Below are 15622 nucleotides of genomic sequence, written 5' to 3'. Positions count from 1 at the left end.
CGGCGCGGCCGGCTGAGTCGCGGCGCGCAGCCGGCCCGGGTCGTGCGGCGGAGCCGGGCCCGGTGGCGGCGGTTTGCCGGCCGGGCCAGCGGGGACGCGACGCGGCAGGCGGCGAGGGCCGCCACGCGACGATCCGGGGAGGCGGCATGAGCGTCGAGCGCGCGAAGAACGACCTGGAGGACCTGGCCGGTCCGGCCCGGGCGCGGCTCGGTGACCTGAACCAGGGCGAACACGCCGAAGCGGACCGGGCACGCGAACAGGACGAGATCCGGGGCAAGCGCCCCGGCGAGCACATCCAGGCGGACGCCCACGACGCCGACGACAACTTCTCCGCCTGACCCTGCCCCGCCGGAGATCTTGGTAGCAAACGGCCCTCATAGGGGCCGAAATCTTCCAAGATCTCCCCGGACCGGCGTGGAAGGGCAGTGTCGGGGGTGGTTCCTATTCTGTGGCGATGGTTCTCACCGACGTCACCGGGTCCTGGGTGGGCACCAACGGCTTCCGGCTGATGCCCGCCGATCCGCTCGCCGAGTCGCCGGCCGCGCTCACAGTCGCCACGGCGGCCGGCGGGCACCTGACCACCGTGTCGTACTCGTGGGACCACCCTGACGACGGTCCGCAGGACGGCTTGCTGGTGATCGCCGCGGGCGACCGGCCGGGCTCGCTCGTCGCCTGGTGGGGCGACTCGTGGCACCAGCAGCCGACACCGATGACGCTCACCGGCTCGGCGGGCGGGTCGTCGGCGGTGGAACTGACCGCCGAGTACGGCGGCGGCTGGGGGTGGCGGATCGTCCTCGACACCGCCGAACCGGCCCTCCTGCGGCTCCGGATGGAGAACGTCGTCCCCGCGGACCAGGCCGGGCCCGGCACACCGGCCGGGCCCTACGCGGCGATGGTCACCGACGTGCGCCGCGCCTGAGCCGTCGCGGGCACCCGCGTCACGGCGCCGCCGCAGTCAGGCGTCGAGGATCTCCCGTAGCCGGCGCGCGAACGCCTCCGGCTGCCCGGCGTAGCCCGTCCCCTCACCGAGGAACCCGCCGTGGTGGCTCGGGAAGACCGCAGGCTGCCCGCCGAGCAGCTCCGCGGTGGCCACCGACGTCCGCGCGGTGAGCGTTTCCGCCGACTCCTCGCCCACCGCCACCACGACCCGGGTAGGCGCGGCGCGCAACGCGTCGAGGTCCGGCCGGTAGACGGTGACCGCCGCGGACCGGTCGGAGAGCAGCGGGTCGTCCCGGCTGCCGTCGTCCTCGGCCGGCATCCCGAACGCTGCGGGGTTCGGCGCGGGCTGGGCGAAGTAGTCGTCGGTGAACTCGCCCCGCCACGACGTCATGACGATGAACGTCGCCATGCCGGCGCCCCAGCCGTTCTTCCGGTACGCCTCCTGACAGGCGGCCATGGCCCGGCCGGCCGCCTCGGCGTCGGGGAGCAGCGTGGTCAGCGGCGGCTCGTGCGCCACGAGCGTGGTCACCACGTCCGGGTACGCGGCCACCAGGGCGAGCGCGGTCACCGCGCCGCCGCTGCTGGCGAACATGTCGACCGGGCCCACGCCGAGGGCGTCGACGATGTCGCGTACGTCCCGGGCCTGCACCTCGGGCAGCGAGTCGTTCCGGCCGTCCTTGCGGACGCTCCGGCCGAGCCCGCGCGGGTCGTACGTGATGACTGTGCGGTCGGGGAAGTACGACGCGAGCGTGGTGAAACCGTCGGCGCACATGGGCTGGCCGATCATGAACAAGGGGCGGTGCCCGGCCTCGGTCGCCTCGGGGGCGTGGACGTCGTAGACCAGGTCGACCTCGGGCGTCTGGAGAGTGAGCGTCTTCATGCCTCTGTCGACCGGCGCCGGCCGCGGAAGTCATCGGTCCAGCGGAAACGTGTTCGGGGCACGGCTCGCGACGGTGTCGACGCCCACCGCCGCGAGCCGTGCCGTCGCCGTCAGCTCACCGTGCCGGTCACGCTGCTGCCGGACTTCGTGACGTAGTAGGTCAGCTTCGTGCCGCTCCAGAAGTGGAACGTCAGGGTGACCCGCTGGCCGTCGTTGACCTCGGCGAAGAACTCCGGCTTCAGGGCGATGGTGTTGCCGGCGTAGTCCGGCGCGAACGTCACGTCGAACTCCTTGTACGAGGTCCAGTTGTGCGGGCCGGCGTTGCTGCCGTCGGCGTACTTCGCCTCCATCGTGGCCAGCTGGTCGCCGCGGAACTGCGCCGGGAGTGTGAACGCGGCGGTGGTGCCTGTGGCGTTGGACAGCACCGGCGGGTCGTACGTGATGATGCTGATCCGCCACGGCACGCCCGTGGAGAAGCGGGCCTGGAGGTTGGCGTTCACCCCGTACGCGCGGGAGCCGACCAGCCGGGTCAGCGCCGACGCGGTGAGCGTCAGGGTGCTGCCGGAGACCGTGTAGTCGGTGCCGTTCACCAGGTCGGTGGTGCCCTGGCGCAGCCCCTGGAACGTGGTGCCGTTCAGGTTGAGCGTCAGGCTCTTGGCGGTGATCGAGCCGGTACGCGGCACGTACACCTGGTCGCTGGACGCGGTGCCGGAGCGGGTGGTCCAGCTCGACTTGATCTGCGCGAACAGCTCGGGGTCCTTCCAGACGAAGGAGGTCCGGTCGAGGTGCTGGCCGTTGTCCCAGAGCTGGGTGGTCAGCTTGCGGCTGCGCGCGTAGTGGCCGAGGAACTCGAAGAACTTGAGCTTCTCGCCCTGCTCGATGGTGCCGGTGTGGCGGTCGAAGCCGAGCAGGCCGTACTCGCCGATGATCACCGGGATGTTGCGCGTGACGAAGGCGTTGTAGACGCGGTCGAACTGGTCGGTCAGATCCTGCTGGACAGTCGCGTCGAACCGGGTGCCCCCGGCGACGTTCACGCTGAACGGCCAGTACCCGTAGAAGTGCACGGTGGCGATCAGGTTCGGGTCGTTGAGCGTGTTGAACGTGCTGACCAGCTCGTCCACCCGGGCCTGCTCGGCGGAGGTGTGCAGGGTCGGCAGGACGAGCAGCCGGGTGGCGTTGTTCCCGCCGGACTGGCGGACGATGCGGTGGAACGAGGTGTTCAGCTCGTTGAGCAGGGTGGCGTTCTGCGCGTCGCCGGAGCTGCCGGTGAACTGCGGCTCGTTCACGCTCTCGAAGGTCAGCTTCGGCGAGGAGTCCTTGAACGCGGCGGCGATCTGGGTCCAGAGCGCGTTGTAGCGGTTCAGCACGCCTGCGCGGTCGGTGGGCATCGTGTTGATCCACTGCCACGAGTCGTGGTGGATGTTGAGCACCACGTAGAAGCCGTCGGCGAGCGCCCAGCCGACCACCTCGCGTACCCGGTTCAGCCACGCCGCGTCGATCGTGTAGTTCGGCGCGGCGCCGTGGTGGTTGCTCCAGGTCACCGGGATGCGGATGCTGTTGAAGCCCTGCGCCCGGACGTTGTCGAGCAGCGCCTCGGTGACCCGCGGGTTGCCCCAGGCGGTCTCGTCGGCGCCGACCGCGTCGAAGGAGTTGCCGAGGTTCCAGCCGGGCTGCATGGCGGCGACCGCGGCCATGGCGTTGCCGGCGGGCGGCGGGGTCGTGGGCGGTGGCGTGGTGGGCGGCGGGGTGGTCGGGGGCGGAGTGGTCGGCGGGGGCGTGGTGGTCGGCGGCGGGGTGGTTCCGCCGACGCCGCCGGTGCAGGCCACTCCGTTCAGCGAGAACGCTGTCGGCGCGGTGTTCGCGCCGGACCAGGAGCCGTTGAAGCCGAACGAGACGCTGCCGTTGGTGGCGACGGCGCCGTTGTAGCCGACGTTCGTGGCGGTGACGTCGGCGCCGGAGGAGGTGACCGTGGCGCTCCACGCCTGGGTGACCCGCTGGCCGGACGGGAACGTCCAGCGCAGGTTCCAGCCGTTTATCGGATCACCGAGGTTCGTCACGTCGACGTTCGCGGTGAAACCGCCGGGCCACTGGCTGGCGGTCGTGTAGGTGACGCGGCAGCCGGCCGCCGCCTGGGCGTTCGTCGCCATCACGGCGGTGCCGGTCACGAGCGTGGCGGCGGTCGCGGCGACCAGGCCGACCCGCAATCGGGCGGTACGGGGAGAGCGGAACATGGTGGTTCCTTCGTGGTGGGGTGGGGCGCGTGGACGGGGAAGGCGGGGCGCGCACCCGCCCAGCGCGAGAGTAAGTTTGGATTCCAAACATTGTCAATCGGTAGGCGTGAATGCGGATGACCGGCTGACGCATCAGGCGGCCGGCAGCGGTTCTACGGTGAGGTGCGCCGACAGCGCGCGCAGGAAATCGGGCGCGTCGAAGATCCGGCCGGCCGAGGCGACGCCCTTCGCCCGCGTCCGCCCGGTCAGGATCCGGTGGACCGCCTCGACCGCCAGCGGCGCGCTGATCGCGTAGATGTCCTGCCCGTGGGCCGCGACCCGCCGCCGGACGTCACCCGCGCGCACCACCACGTCGACTGTGAACGTCTGCGCCGACCGGCCACGCTCGTCCACAGCGGCCGGCGCGTCCCCGGCGGCCAGATCCCCCGCCGCGTTCACGGTCATGTACGTGCACACCTCCGGGACGTCCAGGTGGCTCGGCACCGTCACCACGTCGGCCATGGTGAACTCGCCGAGCACCGGCCGCACACCCAGCGGCGCCGGGAACTCCCAGTCCAGCCGGGGCAGGTCGCCGTCGGCGTACACCAGGCGCCCGTCGGTGAAGCGGACCCGCCGGCCGTCGCGGCGCTCGCGCGAGACGACGCCGGAGGCGACCGTCCCGGCCGTCGGGTGCCAGCTGCTCAGCCCGTACGCGACGTGCGCCTCGTCGGCCGCCGTCCAGTCCCCCATCGCAGCGGTGACCAGCAGGTCGCCGAGCCCGCCGAAGAACGCCATGGCCGGCACCACGGCGACACCCGCGGCCTCGGCCCGGCCGGCGTAGCGGGCGAACGTGTCCCGGTTCGCCTCGATCTCGGCCGCCACGTCGACGTAGGGGATCCCGGCCCGCAACGCGGCCTCGATCAGCGGGCCGGCGGTCGAGGCGAACGGCCCGGCGCAGTTGACCACCGCCGCCGCCCCGGCCAGCGCCCCGTCCAGCGAGGCCGGATCGTCGACCGACGCCACCCGCTGCTCCACCCCCGGGAACGCGGCCGCCAGCTTCCCCGCGTCGCGTCCCACCGGCAGCGGCTCGTACCCCCGCCCTCGCAGCTCCGCCACCACGAACCGCCCGGTGTGCCCGTACGCCCCGAACACCGCTACCCGCATGATGCTCTCCCTCGAAGATCGACTGAGATGATCCTCGCCGGGATCGGAGGGCCGGGCCAGTGTCGCAAACGCCAATGCCCGTACAGTTTCGGACATGACCCTGATCGCACTCGCCGCCACCGACGGGATGCTGCACTTCGAGCTGGCGGCGGCCTGCGAGATCTTCGTCCGCGACCCGACCGGCCTGGCCGACCCCTGGTACGACCTGGTGGTCTGCGGTCCCGGCCCGGTCGGGGTCGGCCGGTTCGCCGTCACGCCCGACCACGGGCTGGACCACCTGGCCCGCGCCGACACGGTGATCGTCCCGGCGATCGAGGACACCGATGCCGAGCCGCCGTCCGATCTGGTCGACGCCGTCCGCGCCGCGCATGACGCGGGCGCCCGGATGGTCTCGTTCTGCACCGGCGCGTTCGTGTTCGCCGCCGCCGGCATCCTCGACGGGCTCCGCGCCACCACCCACTGGGCGCACACCGACGCGCTCGCCGCCCGCTATCCGCGCGTCCAGGTCGACCCGGACGTGCTCTACGTGGACAACGGCGCGGTGCTCGCCTCCGCCGGCAAGGCCGCCGCGATCGACCTGTGCCTGCACCTGATCCGCCGCGACCACGGCTCCACGGTCGCCAACGCCGTCGCGCGCCGCCTGGTGGTGCCGCCGCACCGCGCCGGCGGCCAGGCGCAGTACGTCACCACGCCGGTTCCGGCCCGCGAGGACCACCCGCTCGCCACGCTGCTCCCCTGGGCGATGGCGCGGCTGGACCGCCCGCTCACCGTCGCGGACCTGGCCCGCCACGCGAACATGAGCACCCGCAACCTGGTCCGGCACTTCACCGCCGCGACCGGCGCCACGCCGTCGCAGTGGCTGGCGACGCAGCGCATCCGGCGGGCGCAGGAGCTGCTGGAGAACACCGACGACAGCATCGACGCCGTCGCCGAGGCGTCCGGCATGGGTACGGCGACGACACTGCGCCGGCACTTCCAGCGCACCGTGGGCGTGCCGCCGGACACCTACCGCCGCACGTTCCGCCGCGGCTGACCGGATTGCCCGGCGGTAGTAGCGTCGGCCTCCCGACCACCGGGAGCAGACCATGGCGGAGCAGGTACGGGTGCCCGATGACGGCGCCGGCAGCAGCGAGTTCTTCAGCTTCGCGCACACGTACAACGGCTACGAACTGCGGGACGGCTTCGAGCCGCTCGCCGCCGTCGCGCAGGCGGTACGGGAGCGGTGGGAACGGACCGGCGAACTCGGCGACGACGTGGACCAGTTGCGCGCCTGCCTGTTCTTCGAGGCCCGCGCGTTCCGGCACGGGGGATATGGTCGGTTCGACCAGCGGCCGATCGTCGCCGCGCTCGTGTCACGCATCCGCTCCCTGTCCGGTGGTGTCGTGCCGCTCAGGGGGACGGTCGCCTGACACTCGACACGGGGGAAGATGTGTTCGACGTGATCGTGGTCGGCGGTGGACCGACCGGAATGATGCTGGCCGCCGAGCTGCGCCTTCAGGGCGTCGGCGTGCTCGTGCTGGAGCGGGACGCCGAGCCGCCGCCGTACGTGCGCTCGCTCGGCCTGCACGTCCGCAGCATCGAGGTGATGGACCAGCGCGGGCTGCTGGAGCGGTTCCTCGACAACGGCGGCAAGCACCCGATCCGGGGATTCTTCGCCGGCATCGACAAGCCCGCGCCCGCCGACCTGGACACCGCCCACCCGTACGTGCTCGGCATCCCGCAGACGCTCACCGACCGGCTGCTCGCCGACCACGCCGCCGAGGTCGGCGCCGAGATCCGGCGCGGCCGTGCGGTGACCGGGCTGGAGCAGGACGACGACGGCGTGACGGTCCACCTCGACGGCGAGCCCTCGGAGCCGTTGCGGGCGCGGTTCGTGGTCGGCTGCGACGGCGGGCGCAGCACCGTCCGCAAGCTGCTCGGCGTCGGATTCCCCGGCGAGCCGTCGACAATCGACACGCTGCTGGGCGAGATGGAGGCGACCGCCTCCCCGGACGAGATCACCACGATCATGACCGAGGTACGCCGCACCGAGAAGCGGTTCGGGCTCGGGCCGTCCAGCAGGCCCGGCGTGTTCCGGGTGGTCGTACCGGCGGCCGACGTTACTTCGGTGCCGCCGACGCTCGACGACTTCAAACGGCAACTGACCGCGTACGCGGGCACCGACTTCGGCGTGCACTCCCCCCGCTGGCTGTCCCGCTTCGGCGACGCGACCCGCCTGGCCGAGCGGTACCGGGTCGGACGGGTGTTCCTGGCCGGCGACGCCGCGCACATCCACCCGCCGCTGGGCGGGCAGGGGCTCAACCTGGGCATCCAGGACGCGTTCAACCTGGGCTGGAAGCTGGCGGCGACCGTGCACGGCTGGGCGCCGGGCGACCTGCTGGACACCTACGAGTCCGAGCGGCGGCCGGTCGCCGCCGACGTGCTGACGAACACCCGTGCCCAGATGCTGCTGACCACGAACGAGCCCGGACCGCAGGCCGTGCGGGAGGTGCTGACGCAGCTCATGGACTTCGACGAGGTCAACCGCTTCCTGATCGAGAAGGTCACGGCGATCGGCGTCCGGTACGACGTCGGCGAGGGGCACACCCTGCTCGGGCGGCGGCTGCGCGACGTACCGCTGCCGCAGGGACGCCTGTACGAGCTGATGCGTACCGGCTGCGGGTTGTTGCTCGACGGGACCGGGAAGCTGTCGGTGGACGGCTGGGCCGACCGGGTCGGGCTCGTCGCCGGCACCGGCGACGAGCTGGACGTGCCGGCGGTGCTGTTGCGGCCGGACGGGCACGTGGTCTGGGTGGGTGACGACCAGCGGACGCTGGAGGGTGCGCTGACCAGGTGGTTCGGCGGAGCGACGCGGTGAGCTGCCGCCGATCGCCCGCGGGTGTTCAGGGTCCGGTCGTCTGGTAGCTGCGGAGCGCGGCTTCGGCGAGTCGGGAGAGGTGGTCGTCGCCGCCGGGCTCGTTGCCCTGCTCATGAACGGTCACCAGGGTGGTGCCGGTCCGGACGAGGATGCTGTCCCATTCCAGCGTGGTCGATCCGGAAGTCGTGCTGGAGTCGACGCGCATGCTCTCGTCGCCCAGTCGCGGCCCCGGTACCACAGCGAAGCGGTAGCTGCCTCCGTCCCGGCCCGGTGACGCGACGGCGGGGCACCGGGCGATGAACGCCCGCAGGTCCGCCATCGCGCCTCGGGCGCCGTCGTCGGCGTACGTCCTGAGCACTTCGCTCGCCACCCACGAGTAGTCGGGGCCCTCGGCGGAGCTGACGGTGGCAGCGGCCATCGCCGACGGAGTGCCGGTCAGCCGCTTGGCCGACAACAGCGGAATCATGTCCGCACAGGGCACCTCGGGGCCGGGGCGCTGCCGGCCCGCATCCGGGGCCATGGCCGTCGCGATGTCCACTGTGAACCTCGGTGGCAGCGCGTCCGTGGTCACCAGCCGCGCCGACAACGACGCGGAGTAGCCGGTGCCGCCGGTCGCCGGAATCGCGGACGGCTTCCGGGTGGTGGGCGTGCCGGTCGCCTCGGCCGTGGAGGGGACGGCTTCGCCCGCCGAACGATCCACTGGATCAGCAGTCGAGGGTCCGCACGCGGCCACCACGCAGACCGCGCCCGCCGCGCCGAACCTCCGCAGCACCATCCTGAGCACCGGGCAGACTCCATCTGTCGTACGGACGCGTCAGGCTACCAACGGACGTGACTCCAATCGGCCGCCCGGCCGCGGGGCCGGCTGCCGGACGGACCCCAGCGCATCCGCGCTCCCCTATGCTGCGCCGCGTGACGGTTCTGATGATCTACAACGGTGACACGGCGCCGGACGCTTCCGGCACACGTACCGGTGGTGTTCCGCTCGTGCCCGCGGGCTTCGACTGGCCGGTGTGCGACGAGTGCGACGGACCGATGCAGTTCCTGGCCCAGGTCCGGCTCGGCGACATCGACGCGGCCGACGACGGGCTCTTGTCGATCTTCATGTGCCAGAACGATCCGGGCCTGTGCGACGAGTGGGATGCGACCGCCGGCGGCAATCGCGCATTCGTCTTCCCTTCCGGAGCGCTGGCTCCGCCTGCCGTGCCCTCCGGCGACACCGTCCTGGCGGCCGAGACGTCCGCCGTCGCGTACGTGCCGATGCGGGACTCCGACGGCTACGACGAGGCGCGCGAACGCTGGCGCGGTGAGTCCGGCCGACCGCTGCGAGACGTCCTCGGACAACTCGGCGGACTGCCGGCGTGGCTCCAGTTCGACCAGACGCCCACCTGTCCCGCCTGTGCCCTGCCCATGTCGTTCGTCGTCCAGCTTGAGGAGGGCCACGATCACCACACCGGCTTCAACTTCGGGGCGGTGGCTGCGGGTACGGCTTCCGCTGCCGACCGTGCTCGACGGCGGCGTTCCTGTGGCAACAGTGACCTGCTTTTCGGGCTTGACGAACGTCAATGGTAATCCGTAGCTTACCGTTCGTGGGCACTTACCGAACCGAGGACGGGTGGGACGCCCTGGGCGACCCGACGCGGCGGGCGATCATCGCGTGTCTCGCGGAGCAGCCGCGGGCGGTCGGCGAACTGGCCGCGGTGCTGCCGGTCAGCAGGCCGGCGGTGTCGCAGCATCTGCGGGTGCTGAAGGACGCCGGCCTCGTGACGGACCGCACGGCGGGCACGAAGCGTGTCTACCGGCTCAATCCCGCCGGCGTGGCCGCCCTACGAGATCAGCTCGACACCTACTGGAGCCGCGCGTTGGACGGCTTCAAGGACGTCGCCGAGCGCCCTGACGAGGAGGAATCATGAGTGGAACGGATGCGGTGGTACGGCGGCAGATCGTGGTCGACGCGCCGGTCGAGCGCGCCTTCGCGGTGTTCACGGAGCGGTTCGGCGACTTCAAGCCGAAGGAGCACAACCTGCTGTCGTCGCCGATCGCGGAGACGGTGTTCGAGCCGAAGGTCGGTGGACACATCTACGACCGCGCCGAGGACGGCAGCGAGTGCGCCTGGGCGCGGATCCTCGTCTTCGAGCCGCCGGACCGGCTCGTCTTCAGCTGGGACATCAGCCCGGCATGGCAGCTCGAACAAGATCTGGAGAACGCCAGCGAGGTCGAGGTCCGGTTCGTCGCCGAGACACCGGGGCGGACCCGGGTCGAGTTGGAGCACCGCAACCTGGACCGGCACGGTCCGGGCTGGGAGTCGGTTCGTGACGGCGTCGGCCACGACGAGGGCTGGCCGCTGTACCTGAACCGCTACGCCGGCCTGTTCACCGAGGCGAGATAGCGCAGAGTCTCGGCGGCGCGGTGCACGAGTCCCCTCCTGCGGGCTACGAGGGGCCTCCCGTCCCGGGCAGTGAGCGGGCCGACACCTGTCGGGGTGTAGGCAGGCGGGGCGTCGGGTACCTCGCGCCCAACCCCGCACCCCTGCTCAGGAGGACCATATGACCGTCGTACTCGCCGTTGTCTGCAAAGACGGGGTGGTGATCGGCGCCGACTCCCAGATCACCGAGAGCGACCGCGGTCTGAGCTTCCCCGCCCAGAAGCTGCACCCACTGGGCGACTGCGCCGCCTGGGGCGGCAGCGGCGCGCGGGGAGTGCTCAACGACCTGCGCCCCCTTCTCCAGGACTCGGCCACCGCCATCCTCGAAGCACCGGACATCGGCGACGAGCTGCAGGAACGCGTCCTGCCCGTCTTCAAGAAGCACTACGAGAACTACATCCCGGACGTACCGGGCGAGGGCAGCGGCGGCGGGGTGTCGGCTTACCTGCTCGCGGCCGGCTACAGCCAGGGCGGTCCGTGGATCGTGGAGATCAACCCCAACGGGCTCATCGGCCGCTACGAGGACGTGGGTTTCCACGCCATCGGCTCCGGCGCGCCCATGGCCCAGCAGGCCGGCGCGCTGCTGTCCCACTTCCGGATGACCACGCGCACCGTCGAGTTCGGCGTGGTGGGCATGGTACGGGTGCTGGAGGCGCTGGAGCGGACCTCGCCGTCGGTCGGCCGGCCGTTCAGCGTCGCGTGCATCCGGGAGGAGGGCGCGCACCACCTCGACGAGAAGGAGATCGCCAAAGCGCTGAAGGACGCCGAGCGCTGGCGCGACCTTGAACAGAAGGCGCTCGACGGCCTGTTCGACTGACGGCGGCGGGTGATCCGCCGACGACCGGCACGGTGGCGGCCCGTCGGGGTTGTCCACCGTGCCGTAGGGTCGGGTTCGAAAAAGGCCGTCTCCGACTGGCGGAAACGGCCTTTGAACTGGGTGGAGCTGAGGGGATTTGAACCCCTGACCCCCTCGATGCGAACGAGGTGCGCTACCGGTCTGCGCCACAGCCCCTCCGCCGGCGAACCGGCGTCGGTCCCACCCAGCTTTCACCGGGTGGGCCGGCGACAAGGCTAACAGGTCGCGCCCCCACGACGCGAACCGCCCCACCGCCCACGTAGATCTTGGAAGAAAGCGGCCCTCGGAGGGGCCCAATTCTTCCAAGATCGCCGCCGAAAGCGCGCGACGAGCCGGGCGAGGCGGTCAGGCGCCTCGGCCGGACTGGTAGGGGCGTCCGCGCAGGCCGCCCGCACGCCGGTAGGACACCGAGCCGCCGCTCGCCGCCGGCGGCAGGTCCGCGGGACGGTCCAGCCCCATCGCCGTACGCCGGACCGCCTCGCGCTGGGCGGCCAGCCGGCGCTGCGCCTCCCGCCGGGCCGCCGCGCGCCGGGCCTGTTCGCGGCGCACCTCGGCCTGGCGGGCGGCCAGCCAGGCCGCCTCACGGGCGTCCGCGCGCCGCCGCCGGCGCTCGGCCAGGGCGCGCTGCCGCAGGTGTACGACGTACGCCACGAGCAGTGCGCCGGTGACCGAGACGCTGATCCAGAACCCGGGTCCGACGAGCACCACGCCGCCCAGCTCGACGAGGTTGAGCAGCAGCAGCGCGGCCAGTACCCGGCGCCGGCGGTAGATCGCCGGGGTGTGCCGTCGCCGGGGCGGGTGCCGTCGGCGGGACTGGGCCGGCACCGCGGAGACAGGCCGGAGCCGCCCGGAGCGACGCCGCAGCGGTGGCGCGGAGACCGGGCGAGCAAGACTACCCGTGTCGGAGTCTTCACTGAGGGTCACAACGAGGGAGCGCGGGGGGTGCAGTGGTCGCCGCCCGGGCACGGTGCGCCGTCGACGCTGGCGCTGGAGCACCCGCGCCGTCGACTGCGCCCGCTCCGCCACCAGCCGCTCGGTGGCGTCGTACCGGCGGACCAGCGCCGGAGCGAGGGCGAGCAGACCGGCGGCGGCGAGGACGGCGAGGAGCACCGACGTGGGCACCCTCACCCCTCCCGTCACCAAAGTTCGGGGCGAGCGTCACACCGCCGCAACTTCTTCCGTCGACCGTCGTTTACGGCGCACTTCGTGCGGGCGGGCAGCGCTTGCCACAGCTTGCAGTTACTTGAGGTTACGGGCCGCCGACCCGGTTCACAGTGCGCCGCGCCGGGCGTTCGCCTCAGCGGCGGTTGTCACGTACGCGGTGCCAGCGCGCCAGCAGTCCGCCCTCGGCGACCACTTCCTCGCCGGTCATCGCGTATCCGATGTGGTCGCGCCACGCGCCGTCGATGTGCATGTAGCGCACGTGATAGGCCTCCTCGCGGAAGCCGAGCTTCTCCACCACCCGCCGGGACGGCATGTTCTCCGGCCGGATGTTCACCTCGATCCGGTGCAGGCCGCCCGGCCCGAACGCGTGGTCCACGGCGAGCGCGACAGCGGTCGGGATCACGCCGCGACCGGCCACCCTGGAGTCGACCCAGTAGCCCACGTACCCGGAACAGAACGCCCGCCGCACGATGCTGCCGATGTTGACGTGGCCGACCAGCCGCTCCTGCCCGTTCTCGCGCAGGCAGACCGCGAACGGCATGCCCTCACCGGTACGCGCGGACTTGCGCTGGTCGGCGTGCACCAGGCGGAACGCGGCGGGCGAGTTCGTCTCGTACCAGCCGCCGGGCACATGGGACTCCCACGGCGCCAGCCACTCCCGGTTCGCGCGCCGGATCTCCGACCAGGCGGTGGCGTCCGAACGCCGGTACGGCCGCAGCACCACCGGACCGTCCACCAGCACCGCCGGCCACCCCGGCGCCCGCCGGAACCTCACCGAGTCGGCCTTTCGCTCGCGACTGCGGGGCTCGCAAGCTCACTCCTCGCGCTCACCGGCGCCGGTCCAGCAACAACACATCCACGGTAGACCCCGCAGCGGCTGTGGTGACCCGCTCGCCGAGCACCAGCAGGCCGTTCGCCTCGGCCAGGCCGGAGAGCGTGTACGGGCCACCGGCGAGCGGCTGCACCGTGTACCCGCCTCCGCGCCGCTCGGCCACGTGCGCGGGCCGGAACTCGCGCAGCCCCACCGGGGACGAGACCGTCTCCAGCAGGTGCGCGCGGACGCTCGGCCGGAACACCGGCTCGGCCCCGGCCAGCAGCTGGATGGCCGGCCGGGCCAGCACCTCGAAGCCGATCAGCGCCGCACCGGGCTCACCGGGAAGACACACCACCGGCACCTCCTCGGCGCCGACCGTACCGAACCCGAGGGCCGTTCCGGGATAGAGGGCCACCTCTGTGAAGGTGACCGGCCCGGCCCGGCCGCCGTCGCGGCGGGACAGGATGCGGCGGACCATGTCGCCGGGGCCGGTGCCGGTGCCGCCGGTGGTGATGATCAGGTCGGCGCGCAGCGTCTGGTCCTCCAGCAGGCCGCGCAGCGCCTCCGGGTCGTCGTCGCAGATCCCCACCCGGTACGCGAGCGCGCCCGCCTCCGCCGCCGCCGCGGTCAGCGCGTGCGAGTTGGTGTCCACCACCTGCCCCGGCTGGCTCCCCCGGCCCACGTCCACCAGCTCGTCACCGGTGGCCACGATGACCACGCGCGGGCTGGGTCGCACCACCACGTGCCCGATGCCGGTGGCGGCGAACACCGCGACCAGGGCCGGCGACACGTACGCGCCGGCGCGGGCGAGCAGCGTGCCGGCGACCAGTTCGTCCCCGGCGCGGCGCAGGCCGTACCCCCGTTTGGGGGCGCGGAAGATCTCGACGGCGGCCATGCCCTGGTCGGTCCACTCCACCGGGACGACCACGTCCGCGCCGATCGGCAGCGGCGCGCCGGCCGCCACCGAGAAGCAGGAGCCGGGGGTGAGCCGGACCGGTCGCCAGCTCGCCGCGCCGAGGTCACCCACCACGTTGAGGCGGATGCTGCGGCCGCCGGGCATACCGGAGGGGGCCGGGACGTAGCCCGGCCCCCGACTCCCACCGGAGATGTCCTCCCAGCGCGCGGCGTACCCGTCCACCGCCGCCTGGTCGAAGGCGGGGTACGAGTGCGGGGCGACCACGTCCTCGGCGAGCACGTTGCCGTACGCCTGGGTCAGGTCGAGGTCGAGTGGAGGCAGCGCGCGTAACCTGCGCAGCACACTGCCCAGGTAGTCGGCGAGCGGCGTCAACTCGTTCGCGGCCGCCTCGGCGTCGGCCGTCGCGGTCATGTATCGGCACCGCCGGACGCGTCGCGGATGCCGTTGAGGACCGCGGCGGTGACCGTCTCGTCGCCGTTGTTGACGAACTCGGTCAGCCACTTGCGGAACTCGGCGCCCAGGTCCTCCCGCTCGGCGGCGATCTGCACCACGGTCTGGAGGTAGCCGAGCGGCATGCCGGTGTCGTAGCGGGTGCCCCGGTAGACGATGGCGTGCACCGGCACCCCCTCGGTACGCAGCAGCTCCATCGCGTCGGTCAGCTGGATCTCGCCGCCGCTGCCCGGCTGGGTACGACGGATCGCGTCGAAGATCTTCCCGGGGAGCACGTACCGGCCGAGGACGGCGAGGTTGCTGGGGGCGTCCTCCGGGCTGGGCTTCTCCACCATGCCGGTGACCTTGACGACTTCGGCGATGTCGGCGTATTCCGACTCGGCCGGCTCGACCGACGCGATGCCGTAGCGGCTGGTCTCGGCCGGGTCGACCTCGAAGAACGCGAGCACCACACCGCCGGTGCGGGCCTGGAGTTCGAGCATGGCCGGCAGCAGCGGCTCGGAGGGCTTGACGAACTCGTCGCCGAGCAGCACCGCGAAGGGCGCGTCGCCGACGTGCGACTCGGCGTACCCGACGGCGTGACCGAGGCCGAGCTGTTCCGGCTGGCGGACCGTGTAGATCGCGGCCAGTTCCTCGGTGCGCTTGACCTCGGCCAGCAGCTCGGGCTTCTTGGCGAGCCGTTCCTCCAGGTCGGGCCGGCGGTCGAAGTGGTCCACCATCGAGGTCTTGCCGCGACCGGTGATCAGCAGGATGTCGTCGATGCCGGCCTGCGCGGCCTCCTCGACGATGTACTGCAGCACCGGCCGGTCGACGACCGGCAGCAGTTCCTTGGGAACCGCCTTGGTGGCCGGCAGGAACCGGGTGGCCAGGCCGGCGGCCGGGATCACGGCCTTGACCGCGCGGGAGCGACCGTGGGCCGCTGAGGGGTTCGCTGAGTGCTCCGACAT

Annotated in this window: 17 protein-coding genes and 1 tRNA gene; 9 read left to right on the top strand and 9 right to left on the bottom strand. The window is 72.3% G+C overall.

All coding sequences use genetic code 11. The features are described 5' to 3' along the window. The first annotated feature begins 146 nt into the window (after positions 1 to 146). Positions 147 to 338: a general stress protein CsbD gene (locus GA0070562_RS04515; protein WP_091415216.1), complete on the top strand. Its 192-nt coding sequence runs from the start codon at positions 147 to 149 to the stop codon at positions 336 to 338. Between the two features lie 116 nt (positions 339 to 454). After that, positions 455 to 919, top strand: a complete 465-nt coding sequence (locus tag GA0070562_RS04510; protein ID WP_091416196.1) for a hypothetical protein — start codon at positions 455 to 457, stop codon at positions 917 to 919. Positions 920 to 955: 36 nt separating this feature from the next. On the opposite strand, the gene GA0070562_RS04505 is transcribed toward GA0070562_RS04510, so the two are convergent. The 3 genes from GA0070562_RS04505 to GA0070562_RS04495 form a co-directional block, all read right to left on the bottom strand. Continuing rightward, positions 956 to 1819, bottom strand: a complete 864-nt coding sequence (locus GA0070562_RS04505; protein WP_091415213.1) for an alpha/beta fold hydrolase — start codon at positions 1817 to 1819, stop codon at positions 956 to 958. A gap of 110 nt (positions 1820 to 1929) precedes the next feature. Then, the gene (locus tag GA0070562_RS04500; protein WP_091415208.1) at positions 1930 to 4050 is read right to left on the bottom strand and encodes a cellulase family glycosylhydrolase; all 2121 of its coding nucleotides are present in this window, start codon (positions 4048 to 4050) and stop codon (positions 1930 to 1932) included. Positions 4051 to 4182: 132 nt separating this feature from the next. Then, positions 4183 to 5193, bottom strand: a complete 1011-nt coding sequence (locus tag GA0070562_RS04495; RefSeq protein ID WP_091415205.1) for a saccharopine dehydrogenase NADP-binding domain-containing protein — start codon at positions 5191 to 5193, stop codon at positions 4183 to 4185. A 94-nt stretch (positions 5194 to 5287) separates the two neighbouring features. On the opposite strand from GA0070562_RS04495, the gene GA0070562_RS04490 reads away from it, so the two are divergent. Genes GA0070562_RS04490 through rox form a run of 3 tightly spaced genes read left to right on the top strand, consistent with a single transcriptional unit; the run spans position 5288 to position 8050 of the window. Then, positions 5288 to 6226: a helix-turn-helix domain-containing protein gene (locus GA0070562_RS04490; RefSeq protein WP_091415202.1), complete on the top strand. Its 939-nt coding sequence runs from the start codon at positions 5288 to 5290 to the stop codon at positions 6224 to 6226. A 52-nt stretch (positions 6227 to 6278) separates the two neighbouring features. After that, a complete protein-coding gene (locus GA0070562_RS04485; protein WP_091415199.1) occupies positions 6279 to 6602 on the top strand; it encodes a hypothetical protein in 324 nt (107 codons plus the stop codon). A gap of 20 nt (positions 6603 to 6622) precedes the next feature. Continuing rightward, a complete protein-coding gene (gene rox / locus GA0070562_RS04480) occupies positions 6623 to 8050 on the top strand; it encodes a rifampin monooxygenase (protein ID WP_091415197.1) in 1428 nt (475 codons plus the stop codon). 25 nt (positions 8051 to 8075) lie between these two features. Here the strand turns inward: rox and GA0070562_RS04475 are convergent, their stop codons facing one another. After that, the gene (locus tag GA0070562_RS04475) at positions 8076 to 8834 is read right to left on the bottom strand and encodes a hypothetical protein (protein ID WP_139135427.1); all 759 of its coding nucleotides are present in this window, start codon (positions 8832 to 8834) and stop codon (positions 8076 to 8078) included. A gap of 128 nt (positions 8835 to 8962) precedes the next feature. Between GA0070562_RS04475 and GA0070562_RS04470 the strand changes: the two genes are divergently transcribed. The 4 genes from GA0070562_RS04470 (at position 8963) to GA0070562_RS04455 (ending at position 11292) form a co-directional block, all read left to right on the top strand. Continuing rightward, positions 8963 to 9622 (top strand): DUF1963 domain-containing protein, encoded by a 660-nt coding sequence (locus tag GA0070562_RS04470; protein ID WP_254663723.1) that lies wholly within the window; start codon positions 8963 to 8965, stop codon positions 9620 to 9622. Further along, positions 9616 to 9963, top strand: coding sequence for an ArsR/SmtB family transcription factor (locus GA0070562_RS04465; protein ID WP_091415190.1), 348 nt, complete (start codon positions 9616 to 9618; stop codon positions 9961 to 9963). The genes GA0070562_RS04470 and GA0070562_RS04465 overlap by 7 nt, the downstream gene beginning before the upstream one ends. Next, entirely contained in the window at positions 9960 to 10439 is a 480-nt protein-coding gene (locus tag GA0070562_RS04460) for an SRPBCC family protein (RefSeq protein ID WP_091415186.1), read from the top strand. Before GA0070562_RS04465 ends, GA0070562_RS04460 begins: the two co-directional genes overlap by 4 nt. Before the next feature lie 157 nt (positions 10440 to 10596). After that, on the top strand, positions 10597 to 11292 hold the full coding sequence (locus tag GA0070562_RS04455; RefSeq protein ID WP_091415182.1) for an Ntn hydrolase family protein: 696 nt from the start codon (positions 10597 to 10599) through the stop codon (positions 11290 to 11292). A 121-nt stretch (positions 11293 to 11413) separates the two neighbouring features. On the opposite strand, the gene GA0070562_RS04450 is transcribed toward GA0070562_RS04455, so the two are convergent. From GA0070562_RS04450 to GA0070562_RS04430, 5 genes are all read right to left on the bottom strand, one after another. Continuing rightward, a tRNA-Ala gene (locus tag GA0070562_RS04450) sits at positions 11414 to 11487 on the bottom strand. A 189-nt stretch (positions 11488 to 11676) separates the two neighbouring features. After that, the gene (gene sepX / locus GA0070562_RS04445) at positions 11677 to 12459 is read right to left on the bottom strand and encodes a divisome protein SepX/GlpR (protein ID WP_175438611.1); all 783 of its coding nucleotides are present in this window, start codon (positions 12457 to 12459) and stop codon (positions 11677 to 11679) included. Positions 12460 to 12628: 169 nt separating this feature from the next. Next, a complete protein-coding gene (locus GA0070562_RS04440) occupies positions 12629 to 13270 on the bottom strand; it encodes a GNAT family N-acetyltransferase (protein WP_091415176.1) in 642 nt (213 codons plus the stop codon). Between the two features lie 52 nt (positions 13271 to 13322). Further along, positions 13323 to 14636 (bottom strand): molybdopterin molybdotransferase MoeA, encoded by a 1314-nt coding sequence (locus tag GA0070562_RS04435; RefSeq protein WP_091415172.1) that lies wholly within the window; start codon positions 14634 to 14636, stop codon positions 13323 to 13325. Further along, positions 14633 to 15622: a UTP--glucose-1-phosphate uridylyltransferase gene (locus GA0070562_RS04430; RefSeq protein WP_091415168.1), complete on the bottom strand. Its 990-nt coding sequence runs from the start codon at positions 15620 to 15622 to the stop codon at positions 14633 to 14635. The genes GA0070562_RS04435 and GA0070562_RS04430 overlap by 4 nt, the downstream gene beginning before the upstream one ends.

This window comes from Micromonospora tulbaghiae (assembly GCF_900091605.1).
Classification (GTDB): Bacteria; Actinomycetota; Actinomycetes; order Mycobacteriales; family Micromonosporaceae; genus Micromonospora; species Micromonospora tulbaghiae.
Note: the sequence above shows the minus strand (reverse complement) of the source record. Positions and strands in the feature narration are given on the sequence as shown.

Bases quoted from the DNA above. Each gene is read 5' to 3' on its own strand.
- GA0070562_RS04515 (WP_091415216.1), top strand. From the start codon at position 147: ATGAGCGTCGAGCGCGCGAAGAACGACCTGGAGGACCTGGCCGGTCCG.
- GA0070562_RS04510 (WP_091416196.1), top strand. From the start codon at position 455: ATGGTTCTCACCGACGTCACCGGGTCCTGGGTGGGCACCAACGGCTTC.
- GA0070562_RS04505 (WP_091415213.1), bottom strand. From the start codon at position 1,819: ATGAAGACGCTCACTCTCCAGACGCCCGAGGTCGACCTGGTCTACGAC.
- GA0070562_RS04500 (WP_091415208.1), bottom strand. From the start codon at position 4,050: ATGTTCCGCTCTCCCCGTACCGCCCGATTGCGGGTCGGCCTGGTCGCC.
- GA0070562_RS04495 (WP_091415205.1), bottom strand. From the start codon at position 5,193: ATGCGGGTAGCGGTGTTCGGGGCGTACGGGCACACCGGGCGGTTCGTG.
- GA0070562_RS04490 (WP_091415202.1), top strand. From the start codon at position 5,288: ATGACCCTGATCGCACTCGCCGCCACCGACGGGATGCTGCACTTCGAG.
- GA0070562_RS04485 (WP_091415199.1), top strand. From the start codon at position 6,279: ATGGCGGAGCAGGTACGGGTGCCCGATGACGGCGCCGGCAGCAGCGAG.
- GA0070562_RS04465 (WP_091415190.1), top strand. From the start codon at position 9,616: ATGGTAATCCGTAGCTTACCGTTCGTGGGCACTTACCGAACCGAGGAC.
- GA0070562_RS04460 (WP_091415186.1), top strand. From the start codon at position 9,960: ATGAGTGGAACGGATGCGGTGGTACGGCGGCAGATCGTGGTCGACGCG.
- GA0070562_RS04455 (WP_091415182.1), top strand. From the start codon at position 10,597: ATGACCGTCGTACTCGCCGTTGTCTGCAAAGACGGGGTGGTGATCGGC.
- GA0070562_RS04435 (WP_091415172.1), bottom strand. From the start codon at position 14,636: ATGACCGCGACGGCCGACGCCGAGGCGGCCGCGAACGAGTTGACGCCG.
- GA0070562_RS04430 (WP_091415168.1), bottom strand. From the start codon at position 15,622: ATGTCGGAGCACTCAGCGAACCCCTCAGCGGCCCACGGTCGCTCCCGC.